The organism is Eggerthella guodeyinii (genome assembly GCF_009834925.2).
GTDB classification, from domain to species: Bacteria; Actinomycetota; Coriobacteriia; order Coriobacteriales; family Eggerthellaceae; genus Eggerthella; species Eggerthella guodeyinii.
Window position 1 is genome coordinate 4,062,522 of record NZ_CP063310.1, and the last position, 25,179, is coordinate 4,087,700.

18 protein-coding genes are annotated in these 25,179 nt (G+C 66.8%); 9 read left to right on the plus strand and 9 right to left on the minus strand.

Features of this window, described 5'->3' with window-relative positions; all coding sequences use genetic code 11:
• Positions 1-119 precede the first annotated feature (119 nt).
• A complete protein-coding gene (locus GS424_RS17375; protein WP_160940895.1) occupies positions 120-1,601 on the plus strand; it encodes a L,D-transpeptidase family protein in 1,482 nt (493 codons plus the stop codon).
• A gap of 371 nt (positions 1,602-1,972) precedes the next feature.
• Here the strand turns inward: GS424_RS17375 and GS424_RS17380 are convergent, their stop codons facing one another.
• The 6 genes from GS424_RS17380 to GS424_RS17405 all read right to left on the minus strand — a co-directional run bounded on the left by GS424_RS17380 (position 1,973) and on the right by GS424_RS17405 (position 10,254).
• The gene (locus tag GS424_RS17380; protein WP_160940894.1) at positions 1,973-3,166 is read right to left on the minus strand and encodes a 4Fe-4S binding protein; all 1,194 of its coding nucleotides are present in this window, start codon (positions 3,164-3,166) and stop codon (positions 1,973-1,975) included.
• Positions 3,166-4,116 carry a 4Fe-4S binding protein gene (locus GS424_RS17385; protein ID WP_160940893.1) on the minus strand — a complete coding sequence of 317 codons (951 nt, stop codon included), beginning with the start codon at positions 4,114-4,116 and terminating at the stop codon, positions 3,166-3,168. Before GS424_RS17385 ends, GS424_RS17380 begins: the two co-directional genes overlap by 1 nt.
• A gap of 10 nt (positions 4,117-4,126) precedes the next feature.
• Positions 4,127-4,792, minus strand: coding sequence for a 4Fe-4S dicluster domain-containing protein (locus GS424_RS17390; protein ID WP_160940892.1), 666 nt, complete (start codon positions 4,790-4,792; stop codon positions 4,127-4,129).
• Between the two features lie 299 nt (positions 4,793-5,091).
• Positions 5,092-5,991, minus strand: coding sequence for a dimethyl sulfoxide reductase anchor subunit family protein (locus tag GS424_RS17395; RefSeq protein ID WP_160940891.1), 900 nt, complete (start codon positions 5,989-5,991; stop codon positions 5,092-5,094).
• 3 nt (positions 5,992-5,994) lie between these two features.
• Entirely contained in the window at positions 5,995-6,654 is a 660-nt protein-coding gene (locus tag GS424_RS17400; RefSeq protein ID WP_160940890.1) for a 4Fe-4S dicluster domain-containing protein, read from the minus strand.
• Positions 6,655-6,672: 18 nt separating this feature from the next.
• On the minus strand, positions 6,673-10,254 hold the full coding sequence (locus GS424_RS17405; protein ID WP_160940889.1) for a molybdopterin dinucleotide binding domain-containing protein: 3,582 nt from the start codon (positions 10,252-10,254) through the stop codon (positions 6,673-6,675).
• 292 nt (positions 10,255-10,546) lie between these two features.
• On the opposite strand from GS424_RS17405, the gene GS424_RS17410 reads away from it, so the two are divergent.
• Both GS424_RS17410 and GS424_RS17415 read left to right on the plus strand, forming a co-directional pair.
• On the plus strand, positions 10,547-11,407 hold the full coding sequence (locus GS424_RS17410) for a hypothetical protein (protein ID WP_160940888.1): 861 nt from the start codon (positions 10,547-10,549) through the stop codon (positions 11,405-11,407).
• 18 nt (positions 11,408-11,425) lie between these two features.
• Positions 11,426-13,369 carry a UvrD-helicase domain-containing protein gene (locus GS424_RS17415; RefSeq protein ID WP_160940887.1) on the plus strand — a complete coding sequence of 648 codons (1,944 nt, stop codon included), beginning with the start codon at positions 11,426-11,428 and terminating at the stop codon, positions 13,367-13,369.
• Between the two features lie 334 nt (positions 13,370-13,703).
• On the opposite strand, the gene GS424_RS17420 is transcribed toward GS424_RS17415, so the two are convergent.
• The 3 genes from GS424_RS17420 to GS424_RS17430 form a co-directional block, all read right to left on the minus strand.
• Positions 13,704-14,645, minus strand: coding sequence for a hypothetical protein (locus GS424_RS17420; RefSeq protein ID WP_160940886.1), 942 nt, complete (start codon positions 14,643-14,645; stop codon positions 13,704-13,706).
• Between the two features lie 437 nt (positions 14,646-15,082).
• On the minus strand, positions 15,083-15,763 hold the full coding sequence (locus GS424_RS17425) for a TorD/DmsD family molecular chaperone (protein ID WP_160940885.1): 681 nt from the start codon (positions 15,761-15,763) through the stop codon (positions 15,083-15,085).
• The gene (locus tag GS424_RS17430) at positions 15,756-16,583 is read right to left on the minus strand and encodes a hypothetical protein (protein WP_160940884.1); all 828 of its coding nucleotides are present in this window, start codon (positions 16,581-16,583) and stop codon (positions 15,756-15,758) included. Before GS424_RS17430 ends, GS424_RS17425 begins: the two co-directional genes overlap by 8 nt.
• A gap of 205 nt (positions 16,584-16,788) precedes the next feature.
• Here GS424_RS17430 and GS424_RS17435 point away from each other — a divergent pair, with 205 nt between their 5' ends.
• The 6 genes from GS424_RS17435 (at position 16,789) to GS424_RS17460 (ending at position 25,114) form a co-directional block, all read left to right on the plus strand.
• Positions 16,789-17,250 carry a hypothetical protein gene (locus GS424_RS17435; protein WP_160940883.1) on the plus strand — a complete coding sequence of 154 codons (462 nt, stop codon included), beginning with the start codon at positions 16,789-16,791 and terminating at the stop codon, positions 17,248-17,250.
• Positions 17,251-17,461: 211 nt separating this feature from the next.
• A complete protein-coding gene (locus tag GS424_RS17440) occupies positions 17,462-19,192 on the plus strand; it encodes a LuxR family transcriptional regulator (protein ID WP_160940882.1) in 1,731 nt (576 codons plus the stop codon).
• A gap of 308 nt (positions 19,193-19,500) precedes the next feature.
• Positions 19,501-20,739 (plus strand): FHA domain-containing protein, encoded by a 1,239-nt coding sequence (locus tag GS424_RS17445; RefSeq protein ID WP_160940881.1) that lies wholly within the window; start codon positions 19,501-19,503, stop codon positions 20,737-20,739.
• 21 nt (positions 20,740-20,760) lie between these two features.
• Entirely contained in the window at positions 20,761-21,174 is a 414-nt protein-coding gene (locus GS424_RS17450; RefSeq protein ID WP_101720958.1) for an FHA domain-containing protein, read from the plus strand.
• On the plus strand, positions 21,174-22,343 hold the full coding sequence (locus GS424_RS17455; protein ID WP_244977615.1) for a Stp1/IreP family PP2C-type Ser/Thr phosphatase: 1,170 nt from the start codon (positions 21,174-21,176) through the stop codon (positions 22,341-22,343). The genes GS424_RS17450 and GS424_RS17455 overlap by 1 nt, the downstream gene beginning before the upstream one ends.
• A complete protein-coding gene (locus GS424_RS17460) occupies positions 22,340-25,114 on the plus strand; it encodes an FtsW/RodA/SpoVE family cell cycle protein (protein WP_160940880.1) in 2,775 nt (924 codons plus the stop codon). Before GS424_RS17455 ends, GS424_RS17460 begins: the two co-directional genes overlap by 4 nt.
• Positions 25,115-25,179: the final 65 nt, after the last annotated feature.

The following is a 25,179-nucleotide window of genomic DNA, read 5'->3' on the forward strand; positions in this document are numbered from 1 at the left end:
CTTCAACCGATTACCGTGATGAAAGAACTCACCCTACCGCCCTGGGGCGGTTTCCTTTAGAATGGACGATGCGCTCAACAGGAACGATGCAAGTTCACCACATCCAGCCAGGACGCCACATGAAACACGCCGCACCCGCTGACCCGACGCCCGGACACGCCAGCTTCCCCGAACAACCCGCCCGCCGACGCCTCTCGGCGCCGAAGATCATCGGCATCATCGCCGGCTCCATCGTCGGCTTGCTGCTGATCGCCTATGTGGCCGGCGGCATCTACTTCTCGGGCCGCTTCATGCCGAACACCACGCTGGGCAACCACGACGTGTCGCTGCAGACAGCCGCCGAGGTGCAGGCCACGCTCGACGATGCCCTGGACGACTACGCCGTAGCGGTTTCGGGCCAGGGCTTCTCGATGAAGCTCTCCGCGAAAGACGCCGGCGTCTCGTTCGACGGCGAGGCCATCACCGCCGCCGCGCTCGGCAATACGAACCCCTGGCTGTGGCCGCTCGAGATCACCCGGCCGCACGATGAAACCGACAGCCTGACCGCCTCCTCCAGCGGGAGCAACCTCGCAACCGTCGTGCGCGCCGCCGTCGACAAGTTCAACGCCACCGCCACGCCGCCGACCGATGCCGTCGTCGCCTTCGACGAGCAAACCGAAGCCTTCGCCGTGCAGCCCGAGGCAACCGGCACCGCCCTCGACGCCGATGCGGTGGCCAAAGCCATCGGCGCGGCCGTCGCGTCGGTGCAGCCCACCGTGAAGCTGACCACCGATGCGCTCCAGCAGCCCGCCGTGCCCGCCACGGACCCCAAGCTGCAAGCGGCCGTCCAAGCAGCGAACCAGCTGGTCAAGGCTGATATGCAGCTCATGATGGGCGGCGACGTTGCCGCCGAGGTCAACCCCGCGCTCGTCGCTACGTGGATCAGCTTCGACGAGAACCTCGCGCCCTCGCTTGACGAAGAGGCGCTCATCGCCTGGGCAAAGGAGCTGGAAGCCGCCTGCGACACCGTAGGGACCGAGCGCACCTACACGCGCCCCGACGGCAAGGTGATCACGGTCGTCGGCGGCCCATACGGCTGGCTGACCGACGGCGAAGCGCTCGTCAACCTCGTGAAGGACGGCGTGGCGAACGGCACCGTCGGCGCCGTCGACATCCCGTGCCAAACCACCGGCACGGCTTACAACGGCGCGGGCGCGCAGGACTGGTCGGCGCGCTACTGCGACATCGACCTGTCGGAGCAGTACGTGCGCTTCTACGACGAAACCGGTGCGCTGATCTGGGAAGCCCCCTGCGTGAGCGGCACGCCGAACGGCGCGCACAACACCCCCACGGGCGTGTTCTGGCTCAACCAGAAAGCAAGCCCCTCGGTGCTCAAGGGCACGAACCTCGACGGCTCGAAGTACGAGTCCACGGTGCGTTACTGGATGCCCTTCGTCGGCAACGTCATCGGTCTGCACGACGCCGACTGGCAGGCCGCGTTCGGCGGCACGCTGTACCAGCAGGGTCGCGGCAGCCACGGTTGCGTGAACCTCCCCGTCGGCTCGGCCGCCGACCTCTTCGGCATCATCCAATCCGGCGACGTCGTGGTCTGCCACTGGTAGGACGAAAGGTGCGGGAGCCCGATGCCGCATCGCCCCCCCGAGTCACAAAAATCACCGCCGTGAAGCCCAGCGACCGACACGCAAACACGTTCAAACCCTGCGAACTGGGGCGATGCCAAGGACGAGCGCTGTCGAAGCACCCGGAAAGCCCTCGCGCGCGCCTAAACACTCAGAATCGCTTCACAGCGTTGGTTTTTGTGCATGCTGGCCTTGTTCGACATGAAAACCGCCTCCGCAGACGCGGCTCGCAGACGATCGCGCGTCGCGGCGCGCGCAACCGGCGGCAAAAAGCCCTCGCCTACCGGAGGAGGGGGGTTCCGGTAAGCGAGGGCCGGGCACAGCGCCCCTGAGCGAAGAGGAAGACGGGGCGCTTACCTTTCGAAAATGTCTGATCCCTGCATGCGCAGGCGCATGGTTTCGACCATCTGCTGAGCGGTGCCCAGCTCCACCGGCCGCGGCGTCATGACGTAGCGATGCACCGCGCCGTCCAACAGGTACGCGGGGCGAACCTCGTCGAGCAGCCTGATGGCGCCTTCGGGACACACGTCGCGGCAGCTGCCGCACTTGACGCAGTCGCCCGGAACATGGTCGACGCCCAGCGTGCCGTCGTCGCGATCGAACTTGCGGATGGCGCCCGTCGGGCAGAACGTCGCGCACATGCGGCACGACGAGCACGCCAGCCCATCGATCACCACGCAGCCCCACAAGCGCGTCGCCACGCTCTGCCGCACCGGCTGGCCAAGCTGCGCCAGATGGTCGAGCAGCGCTTCGCGGCGGTCCGGCACGAAATGGGGAAGCGTCCCGTCCTTCATGACGCGCGGAAGCGCAACGGGTCCCGCGGCCGCAGGATCGGCCGGCGAAGCCGCCACCCGCTCGTTGCCGCGCGGCTCGGCGAAGTACGCCGCCATCGCGGCCGCCGCCTCGTCGACGGCGACCCCCTCGGCGCGCGCACTCGCCGGCACGCCCTCCACCACTTCAACCCGCGCATCGCTGCCCCAGGCTTCAAGCAGCGCGTTGGACGTGCTCGCCACAAGGCGCGCCGTCGCCGCGCCGTGCTCCTGCGCGCAGCGCGCGCAGGAGCCGCACGCCAGTCGCACGCGGCGCACGCCCGCGGCCGCAAGCCCGCTGATCAGCGATTCCTCCACGCGCCCCAAGCACACCACCTGCGCGACGCGTCCTTCGTCGAACAACCCGCCAGCCGCCCGGCGCAGCTGCTCGCACGCCACCACCACCTCGTCGCCAACCCGCGCGCTCAGGCACGCCTGCATCAGCTGCGCGTCGCTGGGATTGCGCGCCTCAAGCGCGCACGTGGGGCAGACGGTCGCGCACGTGCCGCACCCGACGCACTTCGCCGCATCAACCGCCAGCTCGCCGTCCACCAGCGCGATGCAGCCCGACGTGCACGCATCGGCGCACTTCAAGCACGAGACGTTGCGGTTACGCACCCTCGCGCACCGCTCCTGATGCACCACGATGGCCTCGCTCGACACCCCGTCCAGCACGCCGACGATGCTGCGCGCCCCCCGGGCTCCCCGAGGGCTCCGGGCGCCCTCGCGCGCGCCCATCACTCCACCGACCGCTCGTCGGCATCCGCCAGCACCACCGTGCCCGCATCCGCGCCGGCGCCCTTCTTCACGACGAACGGCATGCTGATCGCCTTCGCGGGGCACGCGTCCACGCAGGCGCGGCATCGTGTGCAGTCGGCCAACGTGCGCTCGCCGAAATCGGGATGCCGCAGGTTGATGTCGGCTTCGCACGCGATCGCGCACCTGCTGCACGCCACGCCGTCGACCGTCTCCAGGCACTTCGACTCGTCGATCGTCGGCCGCCACGTTGTGCTGAACCGCGACACGAGGTTCATGAGACCCGCCATCGGGCAGAAGCGCGTGCACCACTTGCGCAGGAACACGAGTTCCACCACCAGCAGCAGCGGTATGAGCACCACCGACCACGTCATGTCGCCCGCCGCGAACAGGCGCCACACCACCAACACGGTGGCGAACGTCAGCCCGATGGGGCACACGAGGCAGAACACGGGAAAGCCGAAGAGGGCCGTGGACAGCAGCGCGCCGCCCAGCACGTAGTGGCGCGAGTCCAGCTTCGTGCGCACCTCCTTGCACGACGAGCACTCGCCGCACGCGTGCCCGCAGCCCAGCTCGCTCTTCGCGATTCCCCGCATCTCCGCGCGCTTCGCCTGCTCGAGCTCCTTGCGCTTCCGGGGCGAGCGGAAGAACGTGCGCACCCGGTCGAGCAGCGGCACCGGGCATATCCATCCGCAGAACGCGCGGCCCACCACCAGCACGAGCACCGCCATGATGACAAGCGACACCACCGCGCGCGGCACCACCGTCTTCGTGGCGATCATGGTGGTCAGCGCGCCCAGCGGGCACAGCGCCGAGAACGTCTCCCAGCCGAAGCCCGAAAGGGTTCCCATGCTCACACCGGCGATCAGGCCGAGCGACAGGACGGCGAACACCGCAGCCGCCACGACGGTACGCAGTTTGTTCGAGTTCATGGCCCGCCCCCTATTCCGCCGACTCGATCGGCTTGACGACGATGGCGCGCTCCTGCGCGCCCGAAACGATCGATCCCGCCTTCAGCGACACGCACACGCTCTCGCACGCGCCGCACCCGTTGCACTTGTCGACCAGCACGGACACGTGCGGATTGGCGCCGGAGCCCGTCAGCTCGATGGCCTCGTAGGGACACGCGTCGTAGCAGTACCGGCATCCCGTATCGCGAAACGCGAGGCACTGCGCCTCGTCGATCACGGCCAAGCCCAGCAGCGTGTTCTCCGCGGTCGCCCCCGCCGGCAGCCGCAGGGCCTCGGTGGGGCACACCTTCACGCACAGGGGCTCCCCGCCGTTTTCGTCCGCGCAGTAATCGCAGAAGTCCGCGTCGAAGTTCAACGCGGGCGAGCGCATGCCCAGCAGCCCGTCCTCGATGTGCGCAGGCACGATGACGCCGCGCGGGCACGCCTCGTAGCATTTCTCGCAGCGGATGCACGCCGACACCAGATGCGCCTCGTCCTGCCCGCCCGGCGGCCGAACCAGCGGGGTGTGCCCCGCATAGCGCAGAGCGCCCAGGCCCAGCAACGCCGCCGTGCTGCCCGCGCCGATGAACAGCGTGCGGCGCGAGACGCTCATCGGCCCCTTCGCCCGTTTCCTCGAACCCTCGTCCTCTTCGCTCATGACTCCTCCTCGAACCTCGAACCGCTGGTCCTCGCCAGCCAGAAAGTCCATGAATGACGGGGCTTCTCGGCACGTTTGCGAGAAGCGGGGCGCCGGTTGAGAAGCCCCGTCCATCGTAGATTTTCAAGCACGCCCACCTCGCGGCAAGCGCGCCCCGAACCGGGGTGCGCCCACCTCGCAGCAAGCGCGCCCCAAACCGGGTTGCACTCGCCTCGCGGCGAGCGCCCACCGGGCGGGGCCACCGTCCGAGCGCGCCGACCAGAACGCGCCCGAGCGCCGGTCCCTTCCCGGCACCTCACTCAATACAGGGCGAAGATGCTGATCGCCACCACGTACAGGATCACGCGCCAGCACAATCCGCCCACCACGGCGCACGCCAGAGCGACGCCCGCGTACGCGGCCAGCTTCTTGCCGGTTTCGACCTTCTTCGCCAGCCACGTCAGCACGAGCGGAGCCGCCAAACCGACCGCCACCACGCCCAGCCAGAACGCAAGCGCCTGGCTGCCCGCGAAGATGCTGCCCACGATGGACCCGCGGTCCACCATGGCCACGTCGGGCAGCGTCGGGTCGAAGTAGTACTGGATATCGGCCGAGTACAGCCCGCCCGACCCGTTGATGACGAACGCGTACACGAACACGACGATCAGCTGCAGCGCGCCGCCGGCCAGCGCCATCCTCACGCTGAGGTCCTTCGCGCCGTCGTCGTTCGTCAGGCCGGCGATGACGAGCGCCGTCAAGCCGCCCATGAACACGGTGTTCGCCAGGTAGTACGCGGGCAGCAGCGGCGTGTTCCACGACGGCAGCGACGCCATGAGGTAGCTCATGCCCGTCACCACCGGCAGAGCCAAGCCCACCACGACGGCCAGGACACCGCACCACTTCGGCGCCATGCCGTCCTCGGCGCGGCGCATCATGAGGAAGTACAGCACCAGCACCACCGCGAACACGATGCAGCCGATGAACTCCAGCGTGATGCCCGACGTGATGTGGCCGAAGCCGTTGAAGATGCGCTCCCAATGCTGCAGGTGCATGAACACCGACAGCCCGCCGACCGCCAGCGCCACCAGCGCGGTGACCAGCGATGCCAACTGCATCTTCTTGCCCTTGCCCATGACGGTCAGCAGGCCTTGCGCGCCCAGCGCTCCGCCGGCGACGCACAGGAAGAAGGTGAAGAGAATAAGGGGCCATTCAGGATGCATAGTCTACTCCCTCCACTTTCGGCCCTCGCGCATGAGGTACATGAGCTTCGGCTCGTTGCCCGCATCCGCAAGATGATGGATATCGTTATCGGTGTACGGCTCGACGTAGTCCTTCAGCTTCACGCGCGTCTGGGTCATCTCCTCGTACTGGCAGCCGGGGCTGTCGGGGTGCGCCGGGCCCTCGAAGCTGTCGACGCCCTGATCGAGGTCGCCGAAGAAGCGGGCGCGAGCGCCGCATTGGGCCACGCACTGGGGAAGCTCGCCCTGCGAGATGCGCTGCTCGCACAGCGTGCACTTCTCCACGACGCGCTCCTCCTGGTTGAGGTAGCGCACGCCGTAGGGGCATGCCATCGCGCAGAACTGGCAGCCGATGCACTTGGACTTGTCGATCTGCACCGTGCCGTCCTCGCGGATATGGGACGCTTCCGTGGGGCACACCTTCACGCATTCGGGGTTCTCGCAGTGCTGGCACTGGACGGGAAGGAAGTACATCTCGACGTCCGGGAACGTGCCCGAGCCGCCCTCGATGGGATGCGGGCCGACGCGCAGCGTCTTGATCCAGAACGATCCCACGTCGACGCCGTTGATGGCCTTGCACGCAACCGTGCACGCAAGGCAACCGGTGCAACGGTTCAAGTCGGTAATGATCGCGTAGTTTGCCATGTGGTGAACCTCCTTCCTTTACTTCGATTTCGAATAGGCGCCCAGCGCGTCGCCGCCCACGTTGCCCACGGCCAGCTTGCCGCCGGACAGCAGATCGGGGCTTTGAACGCTCGGCTGGCAGCCGACCGCCGCCATGTTGGCGAATGTCAGCTCCACCTTCGAGTCCGCGAGGCGCGGGTCGTTCGACAGCCATTCCTTCAGGCGCGCGTCGTTGGCGTTCGTGATCACCGGGTTGCCCTGCGGGTCGCACGGAACCGGGTTGCCGTGCGGCGAGTTCTCGGCCGTCGCGGGATAGATGAGCACCGGCACGCCGCGCAGCTGGGACGCGCCGCAAATCCAGCACTGCGCGTACTTGTCCATCGTGCAGTTGATGTTCACCAGCTCGAAGCCGTGCGACGCGGTGTCGATCTCGGGATACCACCAGGCGTGGTTCGCGTTGACCGTGCCTTCCTTGATGCCGTAGTACAGATCCACGACTTCGCGGACGGCACCCCACGGGCTGCGAATCCAAATCCATTGCCCCTGCTCCAAACCCAGGCGCGCCGCGTCGTTGGGGTTCATCTCCAGGCGCGGGCTGGGCCACAGCTCGCGGCACCACGGCAGCTGGCGATGCTCGGAGTGGAAGTACACCGGCTGGCGGGAGCCCGTCGTCATGATGAACGCGCTGTCCGGATGCGCCGTGAGGGTTTCCTTGTACTCCTCCACCAGGTGATCGCCCTGATAGTTGTCGTTGATGTAGGCGTCCGTCGTCTTGATCTGGTCGACCAGCGCCGCGTCGAAGTACTCGGGGTTCGACACGCGCGAGTTCTTCGGCTCCACCCAGTGGGGGAACTTGTCGATGTCGGGGACGTTCGGATCGACCACGTTCGTGCTGGTGAACGTGGCTGCGCCGTCGGGAATGTACGTTTCGGCGATGGTGGACCACACCTCCACCTTGGCGGTGGGGGTCATGAAGCCGCACTTCTCGTCGATGGCCGCGTACAGGTTGTAACCGCCCTGCTGGCGACGGTAGCCCATCTCCCAACGACGGTACGTGCCCCAACGCTCGGGATGCCACTTGCGGCAGTCGAACCAGCCCTCTTCTTGGAACTTCGCGGCGTACTGCGGGAAGTCGGGGCCGTCGGGGAACTCCTCGGTCTTCCACCAGTCGGTGGCGTCCTTGAGCACGCGGTACTCCTGCTCCTCGTACGTGACGTTGCCGCCCATCTGCACGAAGTCGTGGTAGTCCAGGTTGTTCCAGCGGTCGTACGCGGGATCGCGATCGTTCCAGGTGACGTCCATGGCCTTGTACAGGCAGATGACGGCGACCGGGTCGTAGATGCAATCGCCCATCGGCTCGACGCAGCGCTGTCCCGCGCCGAAGATGCCGCCGGCGCCCTGCGATACGCGCCCCGTGTTCACCTCGAGCCAGTGCAGCACGGGAATGACGATGTCGGCGCACCCGTTGTTCGGGCACGACCACAGGTTGAAGTCCAGCCAGAAGTCCAGGCGGGTGAGCGCCTCCCACGCCTCCAGCAGGTTGGATTCGTTCATGAAGTCGCCCGACATGCACACGCCGCCGTGAATCTGGTACGGCGTATCGATGCCGTTGATGGAGTCCCAGATGGCCGCGGAGTCGGCCCAGCGGTTCCAGTAGCGCAGCAGCGGGAAACGCTCGGCCGAGATCTGCTTCTCGTTGCTGTCGAACGACGTCTTGAGCGCCGGCCACGTGCGGCTCGACTTGTAGGCGCCGCCCTTGCGCTCGGCGATCCAGCGCGCTTCCTCGGCGGTGGGCACCTTGTTGCCGTAGCGCTCGGCCAACGGCGAGCCCTCGTCGATGAGGTACTGCACGAAGTTCTGGATCAGGGGAATCTGGTCTTCCACGGACAGGTCGCGCGGCGTGTTGCCCAGCTCCATCGTGCCCACGTCCAGGCCCCAGTCCTTCGGCTCATGGTCGGTGACCAGCATGTTGGCACGGCCGCAGCAGCCGTCCACCTGGGCCTTCGACGAACCGCGGTTGCCGGCGGGCTCGTCCGAGTTGCCGGTGATGCAGGCGATCAGCTGCAGGGCGCGCGTGTTCTGTACCGCGTGGCCCGTCTGGTCGGGAGCCAGCTGGTAGTGGATGCCGCCGTTGCCGTGCAGGGGGTTCAGGCGCGTCGTGTACAGGCGCACGCCCTCCTCGATCTTGTCGACGGGCACCTCGGTGACCTCGGACACGTAGTCCAGCGTGTACTGCTCGAGGCTGTCGGAGAACGACTCCCACACCGTGCCGGCCGAGATGGTGGAGCCGTCCTTCAGCTTCACCTCCACGCCGCCGGGGAACAGCGCCGGGTTCTTGGGCAGGCCGGCCGGGTTCGAGCGCTTCCCGCCCTCGTTTCCCTCGTCCCAGTACGCGTCGTACTGCGCATCGGCCGGATCGGCGAACTTGGACGGATCGGGCAGCCACGCATCGGCGATGATGGGCTTGTACGGATGCTCGATCCACGTGCCCGTCGTCGGGATCTTGTGCTTCTCGCCCTCCCACTGGCAAGCTTCGGAATCCCAGTACGTGGGCTTGTTGTTGTTCTCGTCCCAGCAGATGAAGCGCTGGTAGCGTCCCTCGTAATCCCAGTACTGGTTGATCCACTCGGGGTCGCAGTCGGCCTCGGTCAGGATGCGGCTTTCCATGTCGATGCCGCCGTTCATCTCCATGAACCAGCCCTTCGCGGTGCGGCCGTCCTCCTCGGGGTTCCACAGGAACGGGGCGTTCGTCCAGCGGCGCACGAACGCGTCGTCGTAGGCCTCGTTGTCGAGGATCCACTTGAGCCAGCCCAGCGCCAGGCACAGGTCGGTGCCCACGCGCAGCGGCAGCCACACGTCGGCTTCCTTTCCCAGCGGCGTCATGCGCGGGTCCACGAGGATGTGCTTGTAGGCGCGCTGCGAGCAGTCCACCACCGTGCGGTTCGTGGAATCGTAGTTCGAGTACTCGGCCGCCGTGCCCCACTGCACGTACACGAGCGGTCCCTGCTCGACCTCCATCCACGGCGAGCCGATCTCGTCGGTCAGGATGCCGCCGAAGTGGCGCGGTCCCTTGCAGATCTCGTACGCGAGGTGCGCGTTCGGCGTGGGGAAGATGGACTTCAACGTGCCGTACGGCGGCTGCGCCCACACGCGCGAGGTGCCGCCCATGGCGAAGTTGGCCTCGCCGCCGTACTTCTCGACGATCTCCTTGAACTTGGCACCCGACTCGTCGAAGGCCTCGGCAAGCGTGATGCGCACCCAGCCGGGGTCGTCCTCGCCTTTGGGGTTCGTGCGCTTCATGCAGTAGCGCAGCCGGTCGGGATGGTACAGAGCCAGCATGGACGACTGCGACTTCGCGCAGCAGTGGCCACGGCTGTGGGCGTTGGATTCGTCGCCCTCCACCTTGATGACCTTGTTGTCCTGGACCGTGACCCACACGCCGCACTCCACCTTGCCGCACGCGCGGCAGCAGGAGCGGATGCGCTTGATCTCTCCCGCTGAGGCGTCTTCACCTTCGGCCAACGCCGTCGAAGGCGTCGCCGCAAAGCCCACCGTGGTTGCCGCGGCAGCCATGGCAGAGGCCTTCAGGAAGCTTCGACGAGTCAGTGATAGGTTCGCCATGTGCCCCTCCTCTCTTCCTTTTCTCGCTTCGTTCGTCTTGCGCGGAACGCGCGGCCGGGAGGCGCTCCGTCCGCTGTGGGAGGTGCGGCTCCCCGCCGCTTTTCCCGCTGCGAAACGCGCGGCACCGCACCGCTCATCCGCTGCTAAAGATTGTAGGAAAGGGACAAAAGCCCAAATCATAAGGGGTGGATGGATGAAACGCGCCGATATCATCCCCAAAGGATTATTTTGCTTTTCAGGCGCAACCTATACTGAATACCAGCGAAGAGACTTGTGATCGAAGGAGAGAACTATGGCACAACCGCGTCCGTCATTGACGTTGATCATCGACCTCGACGAGCGCCTCGCCAGCGAGGACGTGCGCCTGGAGATCGACCGCTGCTACGCGCACGTCGGGTCGACGCTCGTGCGCACGCACCCCGCCCGCGAGGGCGCGCCCGAGAACATCATGCGCTTCCTCGTGAAGATGGGCACGCGCCGCTACCTGCATGCCGCCGACGAAGGAGCCGACGAGCTGTGGAGCGCCGTCATGGAGCGCTGGTTCCGCAACGAGCTGCGCAAGGTGGGCAACAACATGCTGATCTACAACCGCCGCCAGCGCGAAGAGGGGAATCCCGAGCTCCTGTTCGACTGGATCGACGTGGAGCTGCAGAACGGCGAGCTGCATGCGCTGCTGCACTGCGACAACGTGAGCGGCATCCAAGCCGAGACGAGCGCGCTGCTGACGCAGCTGCGCGCGTTCTACAACGACGGGACGCTGGGCGAGGGCGTTGTGCGCGCGTACCTGCCCGCACCCGAGTCGTACGAAGCGCAGAAGGTCGCCGGGGCGGCCGCGCGTGCGGCGCGCGATGCCGAGCGGGCCGCGGCGCAGGCGGCGGCCGAGGAGGAGGCGCGGGCGGCCGCTGCGGCGGCCGAAGTCGCGGCCGAGGAGGCGTTCCTGGAATCGCCGCAGCTGAGCGACGAGGCGGCGGGCAGCGAGAACGGCGGCGACGGGGGCGGCGGCGTCTCGGGCGTCGCGGGCGTCGCGGCTCCCGCCGACGAGCCGTTCGCGCTCGACGAGCCCGATTTCACGCCCGACTATCGCATGTGGCTGGTGGAATACGCCGACGGCAGCACGCGCACGTTCGATTCGCACACCGGAACCCTCGCGTAACCGGGAAGGAGCCTCATCATGATCGACGCCATCGCTTCCCTAGCCTCCTTCGACGGTCGCATCGCCAAAGTGCAGGGACCTGCGCGCAGCGGCAAAACCGAAGCGCTCGTCCAACGCTGCGCCCGCCTCATCGGCGGAGGCGCTGCGCCCGCATCCATCCTCGTGGAGGTGTCGAGCGCGGCGGCGACCCAAGCCTTCCGCCGCCGCCTGCGCGCCGCGCTCGGCCCCGACGGTCGGCACGCCGCCGACGAGGTGCACGTGCGCACCGCGCTGGAAACGTGCGTCGCGGTGCTCGACGCGCCTGCGGCCCGCGCCGCCACCGGCCGTGCGCCGCGCCTGCTGAACGGCGCGGAGTACAACTTCTTCCTGGAGGATATGAAGACGCTCGGCCAGCCCATCCGCCGCCTGCGCAAGATGCTCGAGTTCTTCTATCGCCAGATGAGCGACCTCGCTCCCCGCGATTCCTGGCTGATGGGCGGCGAGGAGGAAACCGTGCTGGCCCACCTTGAGCGCGTGCTGGCCTCGCGCGGGGCCATGCTGGTGCAGGAGGCGCCCTATCGATGCGCATCGTTTCTGCAAAGCGATGCCGGCGAGGGTGCGCGCGGAAGCTACGCCTACGTGCTGTGCGACGACTTCCAGAACATGAGCCGCGCCGAGCAGACCTGCCTGTGCCTGCTGGCCGACCGCCAGCTCGTCGCGTGCGGCAACCCCAACCAGCAGCAGGCCCTCGGCACCGCGTTCCCGTGCGCCGAAGGCTTCACGCAGTTCGACGCACGCCGACGCGACGTGGAGGTGTTCACGCTGAAGGGCGCGTTCGGCAACCCCGCCGTCTCCGCGTTCGTCGACAGCCTGTGCGACCACGGCGACCTGGACCCCGCCTTCAAAGCCGGCCGCGTTGCCGACGCGGGCCTGGCGGACGGCCTCATGGCCGTCAAGTGGTCCACGCCGGAAGACGAGCTCGACGGCATCACGAAATACCTGCGCGTCGTCCTCGACGCCGAAGAAGACCTGCACGAAAGCCGCACGTGCGTGCTCGTGCCCAACAAGCGCTGGGCGCTCATGGCGCAGCGCGTGCTCAAGCAGCGCGGTTTCACCGTGACGCTGGCGGGCGCGTTCTGCAGCCTGGGCGGCGACCCGCGCGAGAGCGCGCGGGCGCGCGCGCTCGTGGCGTACACGAAGCTCAACCTGCTGGCCGACCCGTGCGATCTGACCGCCTGGCGCAGCTGGTGCGGCTTCGACAACTACCTCACGAACAGCGACGCCTGGAACGGCTTGCAGGTCTTCGCCGAGCAGCGCGGCCTTTCCCTGCTCGACGCGCTCGCCCTGATCGCCGAGCTGGACGAGGAGCCGTTCGCCCGCGCGAACGCCCTGGCCGAGCGTTGGCGCGCCGGCCACGCGCTCATCGCCCAGAACGCCGGCCGCAAGGGCTTCGGCCTGCTGCGCGCCATCGAGGCCGAAGGGCTTCCGGAGTTCGAGGAGACGGCGCGCGCCCTCGTCGGCGACGAGGATGCGGCCGCGGTCTTCGCCTTGCAGCGCCGCGCCGTCACCGATCCCGCGCTGCCCGACGACCCGCACGTGCTGCACGTGGCCGCCTACGGCTCGCTGTGCGGCCTCGAGTACGACAACGTGTTCGCCATCGCCGCCATCGACGGGTTCGTGCCGCGCCGCGACGCGTTCGAGGTGATCAGCACCGAGGAAGAGCGCGAACGCGTCATGAACGAGGAGCGCCGGTCGTTCTGCAACAGCGTGTCGAAGGCGAACAAGCGCCTCGTCGTCTCCTTCTTCTGCAGGGCACCGCTCGAGCTGGCCGAACGCGCCAAGATGCAGGTGGTGCGCGTGAAAGCGGAGGACGGAAGCCGCGTGGCCGCCGTGCGTCCCACCGCGTTCCTCGCCGAAGCCGGGGACGCCGCGCCCACCACCACCGGCGGCCAGGCCCTTCTCGCCCGGCACGGCCTGAACTGATCATTGCGCGCCTGCGCCGTCGCCTGCCGACGGCGCAGGCGCGCATCGCGGGTGGCCTCGCGAGGCCGGCAGCCTCGGGAATCGCGAACGGCCGGCCGCTCCGATTCCGCGCCAAAGCAGCTTTTTCGGCCTCTCATGCAAGTTTTTCGACTTTGTGGCAAACCTTTCAAGCAAGCCGATTCTCTCACCTGGCATTTCTCAAGTCGCGAAGCCTCCGCGCAAAAAGGGGTTCTCCGAGCGCGCAGCAAAACACCTGGTGGACCTTTTCGCCACGTGCCACAAAGTCGAAAAACTTGCACGGCAACCCCTCAAACCGACACTCGGCCCCGTACGATTACCTCGGCCAACCCTGCCGCGTATCTTGCAGCAGCTCGTGCCGCAACCGATAGCGCCGCATCATCCATGCGGCTTCATTCGCGGGGAGGCGCTTGCCGAGCAGCTTCGCCACCGCACGGGCCGCTTCGTCGAACTTCCTCGCATCGAAGAACTGGTCGGGGGTAATCGACACCACCGTCACTCCTTGCGACAGCAAAGCGCTTCGCCGAGCCGAGTCCTTGGTTTCAGCCTCCACGCCGCTGTGGTGCTCCCTGCTGTCGTATTCGACGGCCACGCGTTGCCTTCTCCAATACAGGTCGCATTTGAAGTGATCGCGGGGAACCAGCCCCTTCGTCCTGACTTCGATGCGAAGATTGAGCTCGGGAATATCCAAGCCATAGCCGCCGATCATCCGGGGTAGGCACAGAGCCATTGTCAGATTTGTCTCCATCGGAGAAGCCGACGCATCCGCGATGAAGCGCATGGCACGCACCGCTTTGTTCAAGCCTGTCCTGCCGTGGGACTTTTCGACGAAGCGCTGCAACGAGCGCACGCTAGCCAAGGGCGCGCGTGCTCGAAAACCAGACTCACCCTTGTCGTAAGCGTACCCGGAACACAAGACATACCCGTATCGGATAAGCTCGACCAGCGATAGCTCTGCCGCCATCTCCATGAAGGATCGCTCGGGCGAGCTGATATACGCTCCGTCGCGCAGCTTGACGAAAGAGCCTGCGGGAAAGCCCGCATTCCACACGTGGCACACCGGGTCGCCCGTCCGCACGCGATCGTTCGCCTGGGCAACCACGACATGCAACGGCGTCCCGAATCCCTCCAGCTCGTCAGGCAGGCCCGACGCGCGAACGCCGCACGACGGATGCGCGCGCGAAGGCACGGAAGCCGGCAACGCATCGTTCGTGCGCCAGTATTCGTAGGCAGACCTATATCCGATGAATACGCTCATACTCGTAGCATACCGAGCGTACACCCCTTTGGCTAGAGCATTCTCGCCCGAGGCACCACACCCTTCCGACTTCCTGGATCCTGCCTCGATTCTCGATTCCGCGATCCCTACCCTCACGACCCTCGGCTCCGTGGCCTCGAATGCAGCATTTGACACCTTCCGTGTAAGTTTTTCGACTTTGTGGCAGACTCTTTCAAAAGGTCGATTCGCTCATCAGGCATTTTCCAACAACGGAGCAACGAGAGAGGGAGCAAGTCCGAGCAAAGAAGGGAAAGCGCCTGATGGCGGTTGCCCGAGCGTGCCACGAAGTTGAAAAACTTACACGAACGGCTCCAAAAGCGACGCGACGGGGAGAACGTCACCCATCGCGACGAAATCGGGCCCGCGGACGATCCGCGGGCCCGGCAGGGGGGTCGGTTGCGCAGGAAGGCGACCGGCTAGGCGGCGGCTTCCGCGCTGTCCAGAAGCTCGGCAAGAAGCAGCGCGTCCTCCTCGACGAACCCCATGGCAAGCTGGGCCAAGCCCTGGTAGAACATCGTGCGCGAGAACAGGCGCATGTCGCTGGTCAACAGCGGCAGCCAGTTCAACAGGTGGTCGCGCAGGAAGACGCGCTGCGTCCGCAGCTGTTCCACGGCCTCGTCTTCGCGCCCCGCTTCCAGCGCTTCGGCGGTGCGCAGGCCCATGCGCTGCATGAACTCGAACTCCAGCGCCACATGGTCTTCGCCCTCGTTCCACGCGCCGCGCTTGAGGTTGTTCTCGCGCAGCGTCTGCAACACCTCGGCGCGCGCCTCCTGCATCATCAGGCGACGCTCGGAAGTGTACACGCTCTCGTAGGGGTACGCGGCCGAATACGCGTTCACGCCGTGGCCGATGAATGTGCGCACGAAGTCGATGGCCAGCTCGGTGACGCTGTCGTCCCACGCGGTTCTCAGGTAGTCGTACAGCAGGTGGTAGCCCTCGTCCACCTTCGCGTTGCCGGTGGCGGTGGGGAAGCGCATGGATTGCAGCTCCTCGAGCGCCTCCTTGTCCACCTCTTCCCGGAACAGGCGCGCGAGCAGGCCGTACGTTTGAGCGCGCATGCGCATGAGCGCAACCAGGTCGACGGATTCCTCAGACATGGCTTTCCTCCTTCTTCGAATCGGCGGCCGCATCCACCGCGGGAAGCATCGAGCGCCCCAGGTCGGTCAGCCGCCAGGCATGCTCGCTCCACTCCAGCGCGTCGGTGCGCTCCAGCATGTCGATGAAATGGCCGCCGAAGCGCCGCGGGCTCTTCACCTCGTCGAATGCGTCGACCAGCTCTTCGATCTCGGGCTTCGTGCGCGGCCGCTCGTCGACGGCGCGCATGACCGCACGGTACACCTCGACGTAGCGGCCGTCGCGATCGAGCACGATGTCGCGGAACGCGGCCCCCTGGGTGAGCTCCTCGTACAGCGCGGCCCCTTCGTCGGTGGTGCGCCATACGGGGTCGATGCGCTCTTTGATCTCGAGAAACGCCACGCCCGCCTCCGCATCTTCGCGCACCTCGGCAACCTCGGGCATCTCCAGCGCCAGCGCGCCAGCACGCTCCAGCATGCGGCACAGCGTCATGGGCGCGTACACCGAGCGGTTGTGCGCCTGAGCCGCCTCCACGTGCTCGGTCACGCGGCTCGCCGGACACCCGCCGCGGCACAGCCCCATGATGTCCAGCAGCACGGGACGGCGGGCGGGGTTGTGGTCGAGCAGCTCGAGCACGGCGGCCTCAACGCTGCCTTGGCGCTTCGGCGTGTACACGGCTTCGCGCTGCATGCCGTGCGGCATGTTGCGCATGGTGGGATAGTCGACGGTATCAAGCGGGTTGTCGTCGTCCATGTCCTCCTGGTCGATCTCCAGATCGTCGGCCATCAGAGGATCGAACTCGTCGTCCAAACCCAGAACGTCGTCGAACGATACGGTGGGCATCCGGTTCCTCCTTCTTCTCTCTTCGCTGCCTTCGAGTATAGGCCCGGCGCGGCGCGTCCCATCATCCTGCAAGGCGTAAATGCGCGGAGGATTTGCGCGCGCATCATGCGCGGCGCTGCGGAAATCACCTTGACGGACGCTTCGGCGCCTCCCTATAATCGGGGCGCGTTGCGAGAAGCGGGGCTTCTTGGGAAAGGAAGCTCCTATGGCCAACGTAGCTTGGGGCAAGAGGATTCTTGCCGTTGCGGTTCTGAGCTGCCTGTGCGCTTTGATCGCGGTTCCCGCCTATGCGTTCTACTACGTCCACGGCGAAGAGAACGTTGCTGCAACCAGCAAGGGCGTCATCGAGGTCACGTGCACGGTGGACGAAACCGCGCAAGGAGGAGGCGTGAAAACCTCGCTCATCATCGTTCCCGCAGGCAGCACCGCCGCTGCGTGCCTGGACGAGAGCGTGGTTTCCAGCAACAGTCAGAACGGTCTCGAGGCCATTCACGACTACAGCGTCTCCAGCTTGGCGGACGAGCTGTCCGGCAAGCAGTACACGTGCACGGTGCACAAGGCCGACAGCCAGAAGCCGGGCACGCACACCACGTTCGACGGAAGCGGCACCGAGGGCGAGAGCACGCCGCTCGAGCGCTTCGACAACGTGGTGTTCACGGTGGCGTAAGCCGCCGCACGCGGGGGCCCGGACGACCAGCCGGGCCCCCGCGCTTCGTCGGAAGCGCCTTCGAACATCATCCGCAGAGGATTATTTTTTCGTTTCCCCATGTCAAAAGCTCGCGCCCTCGATGCAATACCATGATCCCCTCGGTCAGCTCGCTAGAAAAAGCGCGACGCGCACGGTATGATGATGCCCAGGGATTCGAGAAGGGGGCTTCATGGGGATTCGCGTTCCTCGCATCACCATCAACGCCGACTTCGGCGACGATACCGCATTCGGCGATCTGAGCTTGCTGTCGGTGGGCTACGGGCTGCACCAAGCGTGGGTGTACGCCGCCATGTTCGGCACGTCCTCCATCTTCGGCACGCAAACCTACATCACCGGCATGTACGGAAGCCACGCGTCGCTGCCATTCCTCATCTCCATCGTCGTGTTCGGGGTGTGCCTGCTGTTCGCCGGCATCACCGATCAGCGGCTGCTGAAAGCATACATCTCGAAGAAAACGCTCGTGGCGGGGTCGGTGCTCATGTCGGCCGGCACGTTGCTGCTGCTGTCGCCGCCCGCCATCAACGGCCCGGCGCTCGAGGTGGTGTCGGGCGTCGCGACGGGCATCGGCTCCGCCATCCTGATCCTGTTCTGGGGCGTCGCGTTCGCGCGCTGCGACAGCGCGTCCATCGTGTTGAACTCGTCCATCGCCATATCCATCGGCATCGGGGTGTACGCCATCGGCTTGCATTACGGCCCGTTTCCCATCGCCGGGGTCCTCACGGGCATCATCCCGCTGCTCGAGCTCGCCATCCTGTGGAACAAAACGCCGGCGCCGTACTCCGAGCGCAACGAGGTGCCCATCTTCAAGCCGCTGCCCGTCAACCACGCCAAGTTCTTCCTGCGTTTCGGCATCCCCGTGTTCGTATTCGGCGTGGCGCTGGGCACGCTGCGGCAGACGTCCATCCAGTACATCGTGCCCGCATCGAACGTGGCCGACCAGATCGTCATGCTGCTGGCGGCCGGCTTCGCCTCCGTCGTCATTCTCGTGACCATCGTCGCGCTGGGCGGGGGCGACAAATGGAGCCGCTACTTCCGCCCGCTCATCCCCTTCATCGCCGTCACGCTGTTCTTCCTGCCGCTTTCGGAGATGAGCGACGGCACGTTCGCCACCATGTTCCTCGTGATGGGTTACCTGTGCTTCGAGGCGCTCATGTGGATCTTCTTCGGCGAGCTGGCCCAGCGCTTCCGCCTGTCGCCCATCTACGTGTTCGGCCTGGGGCGCGGCATGCTGGCGCTGGCAGGGCTGGCCGGTTCGCTGTTTCCCATCGTGGCGGCGAACTGGGTGCACCTGCTGCCCTTCGGCGAGCAGGGCGTGATCGTCGTCGTGCTGCTTATTATGGTAGTGGCGTACGCGCTGCTGCCGCGCGAGCGCGAGATCGAGGCCATCGTCGCGCCGTGCCCGCTGGTGAAAGCGGTATCGCTCGAGCTGAACGACCGGGTGCGCCCGCTGGGGCATGCGGGAGCGGGCGCCGGGACCGGGGCCGGCGGCGACGCCGTATCGCGCGCCGAGCTCGAGGGCGCCGGCACGAGCATGGACGCCGCCGCGGACAACGCGGCCGAGACGGTGCCCGCGGCCGCGCCGACGGCGGCGCGCACCCCGTCGCTGCTTGAGCGCAGCAGCGCGCGGCGCGCCGACGAGGGCGACGGCGAGGGTCGCAAGGGAGGCGGCCGGTTCCGCACGAAGTGCGAGACGGTGGCCAACACCTACCTGCTTTCGCGCCGCGAGACGGAAATCATGTTCTTCCTGGCGAAGGGCCACAACGCCGCGTACATCCAGGAGAAGCTCTACATCTCGGAGGGCACCGCGAAAACCCACATCCGCCACGTCTACAAGAAGACGAACGTCCACAGCCAGCAGGAGCTCATGCGCCTCGTCGAACTCGCCGAAGCGGCCGAATAGCAGGCGGCGGCCCGACCTGCGCATGCAGCCGCCACCGCGTGCGCGCGGCACCCCCTCCCGCAGCGCATCGACCGGGCGAACGCTCCCGCTCGGACGCGCAGCCGCTTCCCCGCAATAATGACGATTGCGTAAAGGATGGGGCGCGGGCAGGGGGTTTATGGCAAGATGGAACATTGCATAGTCATATGCAGGGACACACGAACTAAGCTGGTTGCGTTTGGGCGCGCGACCGCGCGCGGCACCGCTGCACCGCGCGCGAGGATCGGCCGATGCCGGCGATCGCGCCACGCACCATTAAAGGAGATGCAATGGGCTTTCTTTCGAAATTCGAAGGCAGGATGGAAGACACGTTCGAGGGCGCTGCCGACAAGATGTTCGACGCTCCCATCTCGCCGGTTCAGATAGCGAAAAAGGCCGAGAAGCAGATGCGTCGCGAGAAGATGGTGGGCGCGGGCAAGCAGTACGCCCCCACGCTGTACACCGTGCTGGTCAACCCCGACGACGATCGCCGCCTCATGGGCTACTATCCTACACTGGCGGGCGAGACGGAAACGTACCTGGCCGCGAAAGCATCCGAGCAGGGCCTCGTCATGGACGGCCAGCCGCTCGTGCGCTTCATCGTGGACGAGGACCTCAAGCACGGCAAGTTCGACATCATCGCCGAAGCGGTGGCCGCTCCCATCATCGCGCAGCTGCGCGCCGAGGAGATGCAGCGCTACGGCCTGGCCGCCGCCCCCGCGGCGCAGCCTTACGCCGCCCCGCGTCCGCAAGCCCCCCTGCCGCAGCAGCAGTACGGCGGCTACGACCAGGGATACGCCGCCCCGGCCCCCATGGCCCCCGCGCCCGACCCTTACGGCGGCGGCTACGACCAGTACGATCAGTACGATCAATACGCGCCCATGAGCGTGGACGCGTACGGCCAGCCCCAGCAGCTCCCCTACGTGCCGGAAGACGAGATCGACCGCTCCATCGACTACGGCGAGTACACGTTCGACAGCCGCGACTTCGACGAGCAGCGCGACGGCATCCACCCCCTCGACCGCCCCGAAGCCGTTGACCCGTTCGCCCTCGGCGCGGCCGCGGCCGGCGCGGGAGTCGCCGCCGGCGCTGTGGCCGGCGCGGGCATGGGCGCCGCGATGCAGCAGCCCCGCCAAGCCCCGCAGCCCCAACCGCAGCCCCAGGCCCAGCCGCGCATGGCCGCCGAAACCGTCGTGTTCGCCGGCGGCCCGCAGGCCGCAACCCCCATGCCCGCGCAGGCCGCGGTGCGCGCCCGCCTCATCGACACCACGAACAACCGCGCATACGACCTCGCGTCGGCGCGCCTGCTCATCGGCCGCGAGTCGAAGAACGACATCGCCGTGCACGACGTGAACGCCTCGCGCACGCATGCCGAGCTGCGCTTCGAGCCGCAGGGCATCTGGACCATCACCGACCTCGGATCGACGAACGGCACCCTGGTGAACGGCCGCGAGGTTGCCACCCAGCCGCTCTCCGAGGGCGACCGCATCACCATCGGCATGACGAACTTCACGTTCACCCAGGCCTGAGCGGAAACGGAAGGATAACCCGTGATCGACGTCGTACTTCTCATCGTACGCCTCCTGTTCGTCGCGCTGCTGTACCTGTTCTTGTTCGCCATCATGAAGACGGGCATCGGACTCGTTCGCGGACAGCGCAAGAAAGAGCGCACCTGGAACCTTTCCGTGGAACGGGGGCCGAAAGAGCTGCGCGGCGTGTCCATCGTCGTTCGCGGGCCCGTCATCGTGGGCCGCAGCCCCGGTGCCGACATCGTCGTGGGCGCGGGATACGTGTCGGGCCGCCATGCGCGCTTCCAGCTCATGGGGCAGAACCTGTTCGTTGAGGACCTCGGGTCCACGAACGGCACCGGCGTGAACGGCCAGCCCATCACCGAGCCCACCGCCCTGCGCAACAACGACGTCGTGAACGTCGGCGACGTGGCCATTCGCGTGAGGTTCGCCTAATGGCTGCGGATCGGTCGTACAAATCCACCCCGCGCACCCGCAAGGGGGCGCTCACCTCGTTCGGCAGCCGCACCGACATCGGCTGCCTGCGCGATCACAACGAGGACAGCCTCGTGGTCACGCCGCCCCTGTTCGCCGTCGCCGACGGCATGGGCGGCCACGCCGCGGGCGAGGTCGCGTCGGAAATCGCCGTGCGCGTGCTGTCGGAGCAGGCCCCCGAGCATCCCGACGGTGCCGCGCTCGGCCGCGCCATCGAGGAAGCGAACCGCGCCATCATCCAGGCCGCTCACGAAGGACGCGGGCGACAGGGCATGGGAACCACCATGACCGCGGCCATGCTGGAAGGCGAGCGCCTGGTCATCGCACAGGTGGGCGACTCGCGCGCGTACCTGCTGCACCAGGGAAAGCTCCAGCAGCTCACGCGCGACCACAGCCTGATGGCCGACATGATCGAAGCCGGCCAGCTCACGCCCGAAGAGGCGCGCACGCATCCGCAGCGCTCGGTGATCACCCGCGCGCTCGGCAGCGACACGCACCTCCACCCCGACATCTACGAGATCAACGTCGAAACCGGCGACCGCTTGCTCATCTGCTCCGACGGCCTGTCGGGCATGGTGTTCGACGACGAGATCGAGAACACGCTGCGCCGCGTGCAAGACCCGCAGCGCTGCGCCTCGCAGCTGGTGAACGAGGCCATCGCCGCAGGCGGCCACGACAACGTCACCGTCATCGTGGCCGACGTGACCGGCTACGCCGAGGTGCGCCGCAAGAAGCTGGCGCGCAAGACCAAGCTGTCCATCGCGCTCGTGCTGGTGCTGTTCGCAGCCATCGTCGCCGGAGCCGCCTGGGGCACGCAAACCTATATGAACACCACCGCCTACCTGGCTAACGACAACGGCAAGGTGGCCATTTACCGGGGCGTTCCCGGAACGGTGCTGGGGCTGTCGTTCTCGCAGCTCGAGCGCACCACCGACGTGTCCGTCGACGACCTACAACCGGGCGTCGCCAACCGCCTGAACGAGGGCATTCGCGTGGACACGGTGGAAGCGGCCGAAGAGCTCGTCAAGGAGTACGAGGACGAGCTAGCCGAACGCGCCAACAAGAACGACGAGAACGCCAAGCAGGACGAAGGCGACAAGCAGGATGACGCGAACGGCGGTGCTGCATGACGCGTCGCAACGTAGAGCTGGTCCTGCTGCTGGTGGCGGCGCCCGTGGTGGCGCTGCTGTTCGCCATGATCGCCATCAACCAGGGGCAATCGCTGGACATGACCACCTTGGGCGTGCCGGCGGCCATCTTCGTGGCGTTCGTCATCGCGCACCTCGCCGTGCGCAAGTTCGCGAGCAACGCCGATCCGGCCCTGCTGCCCATCTCGTTCGCGCTGTCGGGCATCGGCATCGCGTTCGTCACCAGCCTGGCGCCCGACCTGGCCGTCGGCCAGGTGATGTGGCTGTTCGTGGGCGTGGCCTGCATGGTGCTCGTGCTCGTGTTCGTGCGCAACCTCGACAAGATCGTCAACTACAAGTACACGCTCATGATCGTCGGCTTCCTGCTGCTGCTCTCGCCGCTCGTTCCGGGCCTTGGCCAGGAGATTTACGGCAGCCGCATCTGGCTGTCCATCGGCAGCTACTCCTTCCAGCCGGGCGAGATCGCCAAGATCGTCATCGTGCTGTTCCTCGCGGGCTACCTCGCGCAGAACCGCGAGATGCTGTCCGTGTTCACGTGGCGCGTGGGGCCGCTGCGCCTGCCCGACATCCGCACGCTGCTGCCCCTGCTGCTGATGTGGGGCATCGCGCTCGTCATCGTCGTGTTCGAGAAGGACCTCGGCAGCGCGCTCGTGTTCTTCTTCGTGTTCCTCGTCATGTTGTACGTAGCGACGGGCAAGAAGGTGTACCTCGTCATCGGCCTGGGTCTCATCGCCATCGGCGGCGTGGGCGCCTACCTGGCGTTCGGCCACGTGCAGGTGCGCGTGGACACCTGGCTCGACCCCTTCGCCGACGCGCAGGACACGGGCTACCAGCTGACGCAGGCCATCTACTCCATCGCGGACGGCGACCTGTTCGGCGTGGGCATCGGACGCGGCCTTGCCGACCAGATCCCCGTCGTGGAAAGCGACTTCATCTTCGCGGCCATCGCCGAGGAGATCGGCCTGTTGGGCGCGGCCGGCGTGCTGCTGCTGTTCCTGTGCTTCGCGGTGCGCGGTTTCGTCACGGCGGCGCGCGCGAAGAGCGACGTCAGCTCGTTCGTGGCCGTGGGCCTCACGTCCATGATCGTGCTGCAGGCGTTCATCATCGTCGGCGGCGTGACCAGGCTCATCCCCCTCACCGGCCTCACGCTGCCCTTCATCAGCCAGGGCGGCTCGTCGCTTCTGGCCAGCTTCATCATCGTGGGCTTCCTCCTGCGCTGCGGCGACGAGGGAACCGGCGTCGGCGAGGAGATGGCCAGCGCCACCACGTCGTTGCACGCGAACAGCGTGCTCGGACGCGTGTCGCTGGGCAAGCGCCTCAACCACAGCATGCTGCTGTGCTCCACCCTGTTCGCGCTGCTCGTGGCGAACCTCACGCTCATCATGGTGGTGCAGGCCGACTACTATCAGAACATGCCCGGCAACAACCACACGCTGGCGAAGGAGGCGCGCACCGAGCGCGGCACCATCGCCACGTACGACGGCACCGTGCTGGCGCGCAGCGTCCGCCAGGAGGACGGCACGTACGACCGCGAGTACCCGGCCGGCGACCTGGCCAGCCACGTGGTGGGCTACTCGTCGTCGCAATTCGGCAACGCCGGCATCGAAAGCGCGTACAACGACACGCTCAAGGGCACCGAGAACTTCGCCTCGTGGACCGACGTGCTGAACTCGTTCGCCGGCATCGGCACCGCGGGCAACGACGTGACCCTCACCATCAACTCGAAGATCCAGCAGGCCGCGCAGGACGCGCTGGCCGGGCGCAAGGGCGCGTGCGTGGTCATGGATCCCGACACGGGCGCCATCCTGGCCATGGCCTCGGCCCCCACGTACAATGCGGCCGATTTCGCCTCGGTCATCGAGCAGGCGAACGCGAACCCCGACGACAGCACCCTCGTGGATCGCGCGGTGGGCTCGCTGTACGCGCCGGGTTCCACGTTCAAGATGGTCACGCTGGCAACCGCGCTCGAGGACGACGTGGCAAGCGAGGACACGGTGTTCTCCTCTCCCGGCACTATGGAGATCGGCAACGCCACCGTGTCGAACTTCAACAAGGCAGACTACGGCAACCTCACCCTGGCCCAGGCTACCGAGCTTTCGTCGAACACCGTGTTCGGCCAGCTGGGCGTCGAGATGGGTGCCGAAAAGCTCGTGGCGGGCGCCGAGGACTTCGGCTTCAACAAGGATATCGACTTCCCGCTGTACACGCCCGCTTCGCTCATGCCCTCGGCCGAGGACCTGCAGAAGAACCCGTGGGAGCTGGCATGGGCGGCTGCGGGCGAGCCGGTGGGCGATCCCACCCGTCCCGACCGCGAGAGCCCGGCCGGCCCGCAGGCCACCGTGCTCGAGATGGCCATGGTGGGTTCCGCCATCGCCAACGACGGCGTCATCATGCAGCCCTACCTCGTCGACAGCATCAACAACGCCAACGGCGAGCGCAGCTTCTCGGCCTCCCCGACGAAGCTCATGCAGGCCATCAGCAAGACCACGGCCGGACGCGTGCGCGACGTGCTGCTGGGCGTCGTGGAGAACGGCACCGGCACTGCGGCCAAGATCGACGGCATCGACGTCGCCGGCAAAACCGGCACCGCCGAGAAGCAGGACAGCAACGACAGCTGGTTCGTGGGCATGGCCCCGGCCGACGACCCGCGCGTGGTGGTGGCCATCGTCATCGAGGACGGCGAAGAGGGCGTGGGCACGGCAAAAGCGCAGAATGTGTTGAAAACGGCCTTGGAAGTTCAGGGGCTTTTGTAAATAAGGTATGCTGATGGCCCGTATACTGCCCGCAACCAGTATGCAGCCCAGCATGTAACCTAAAG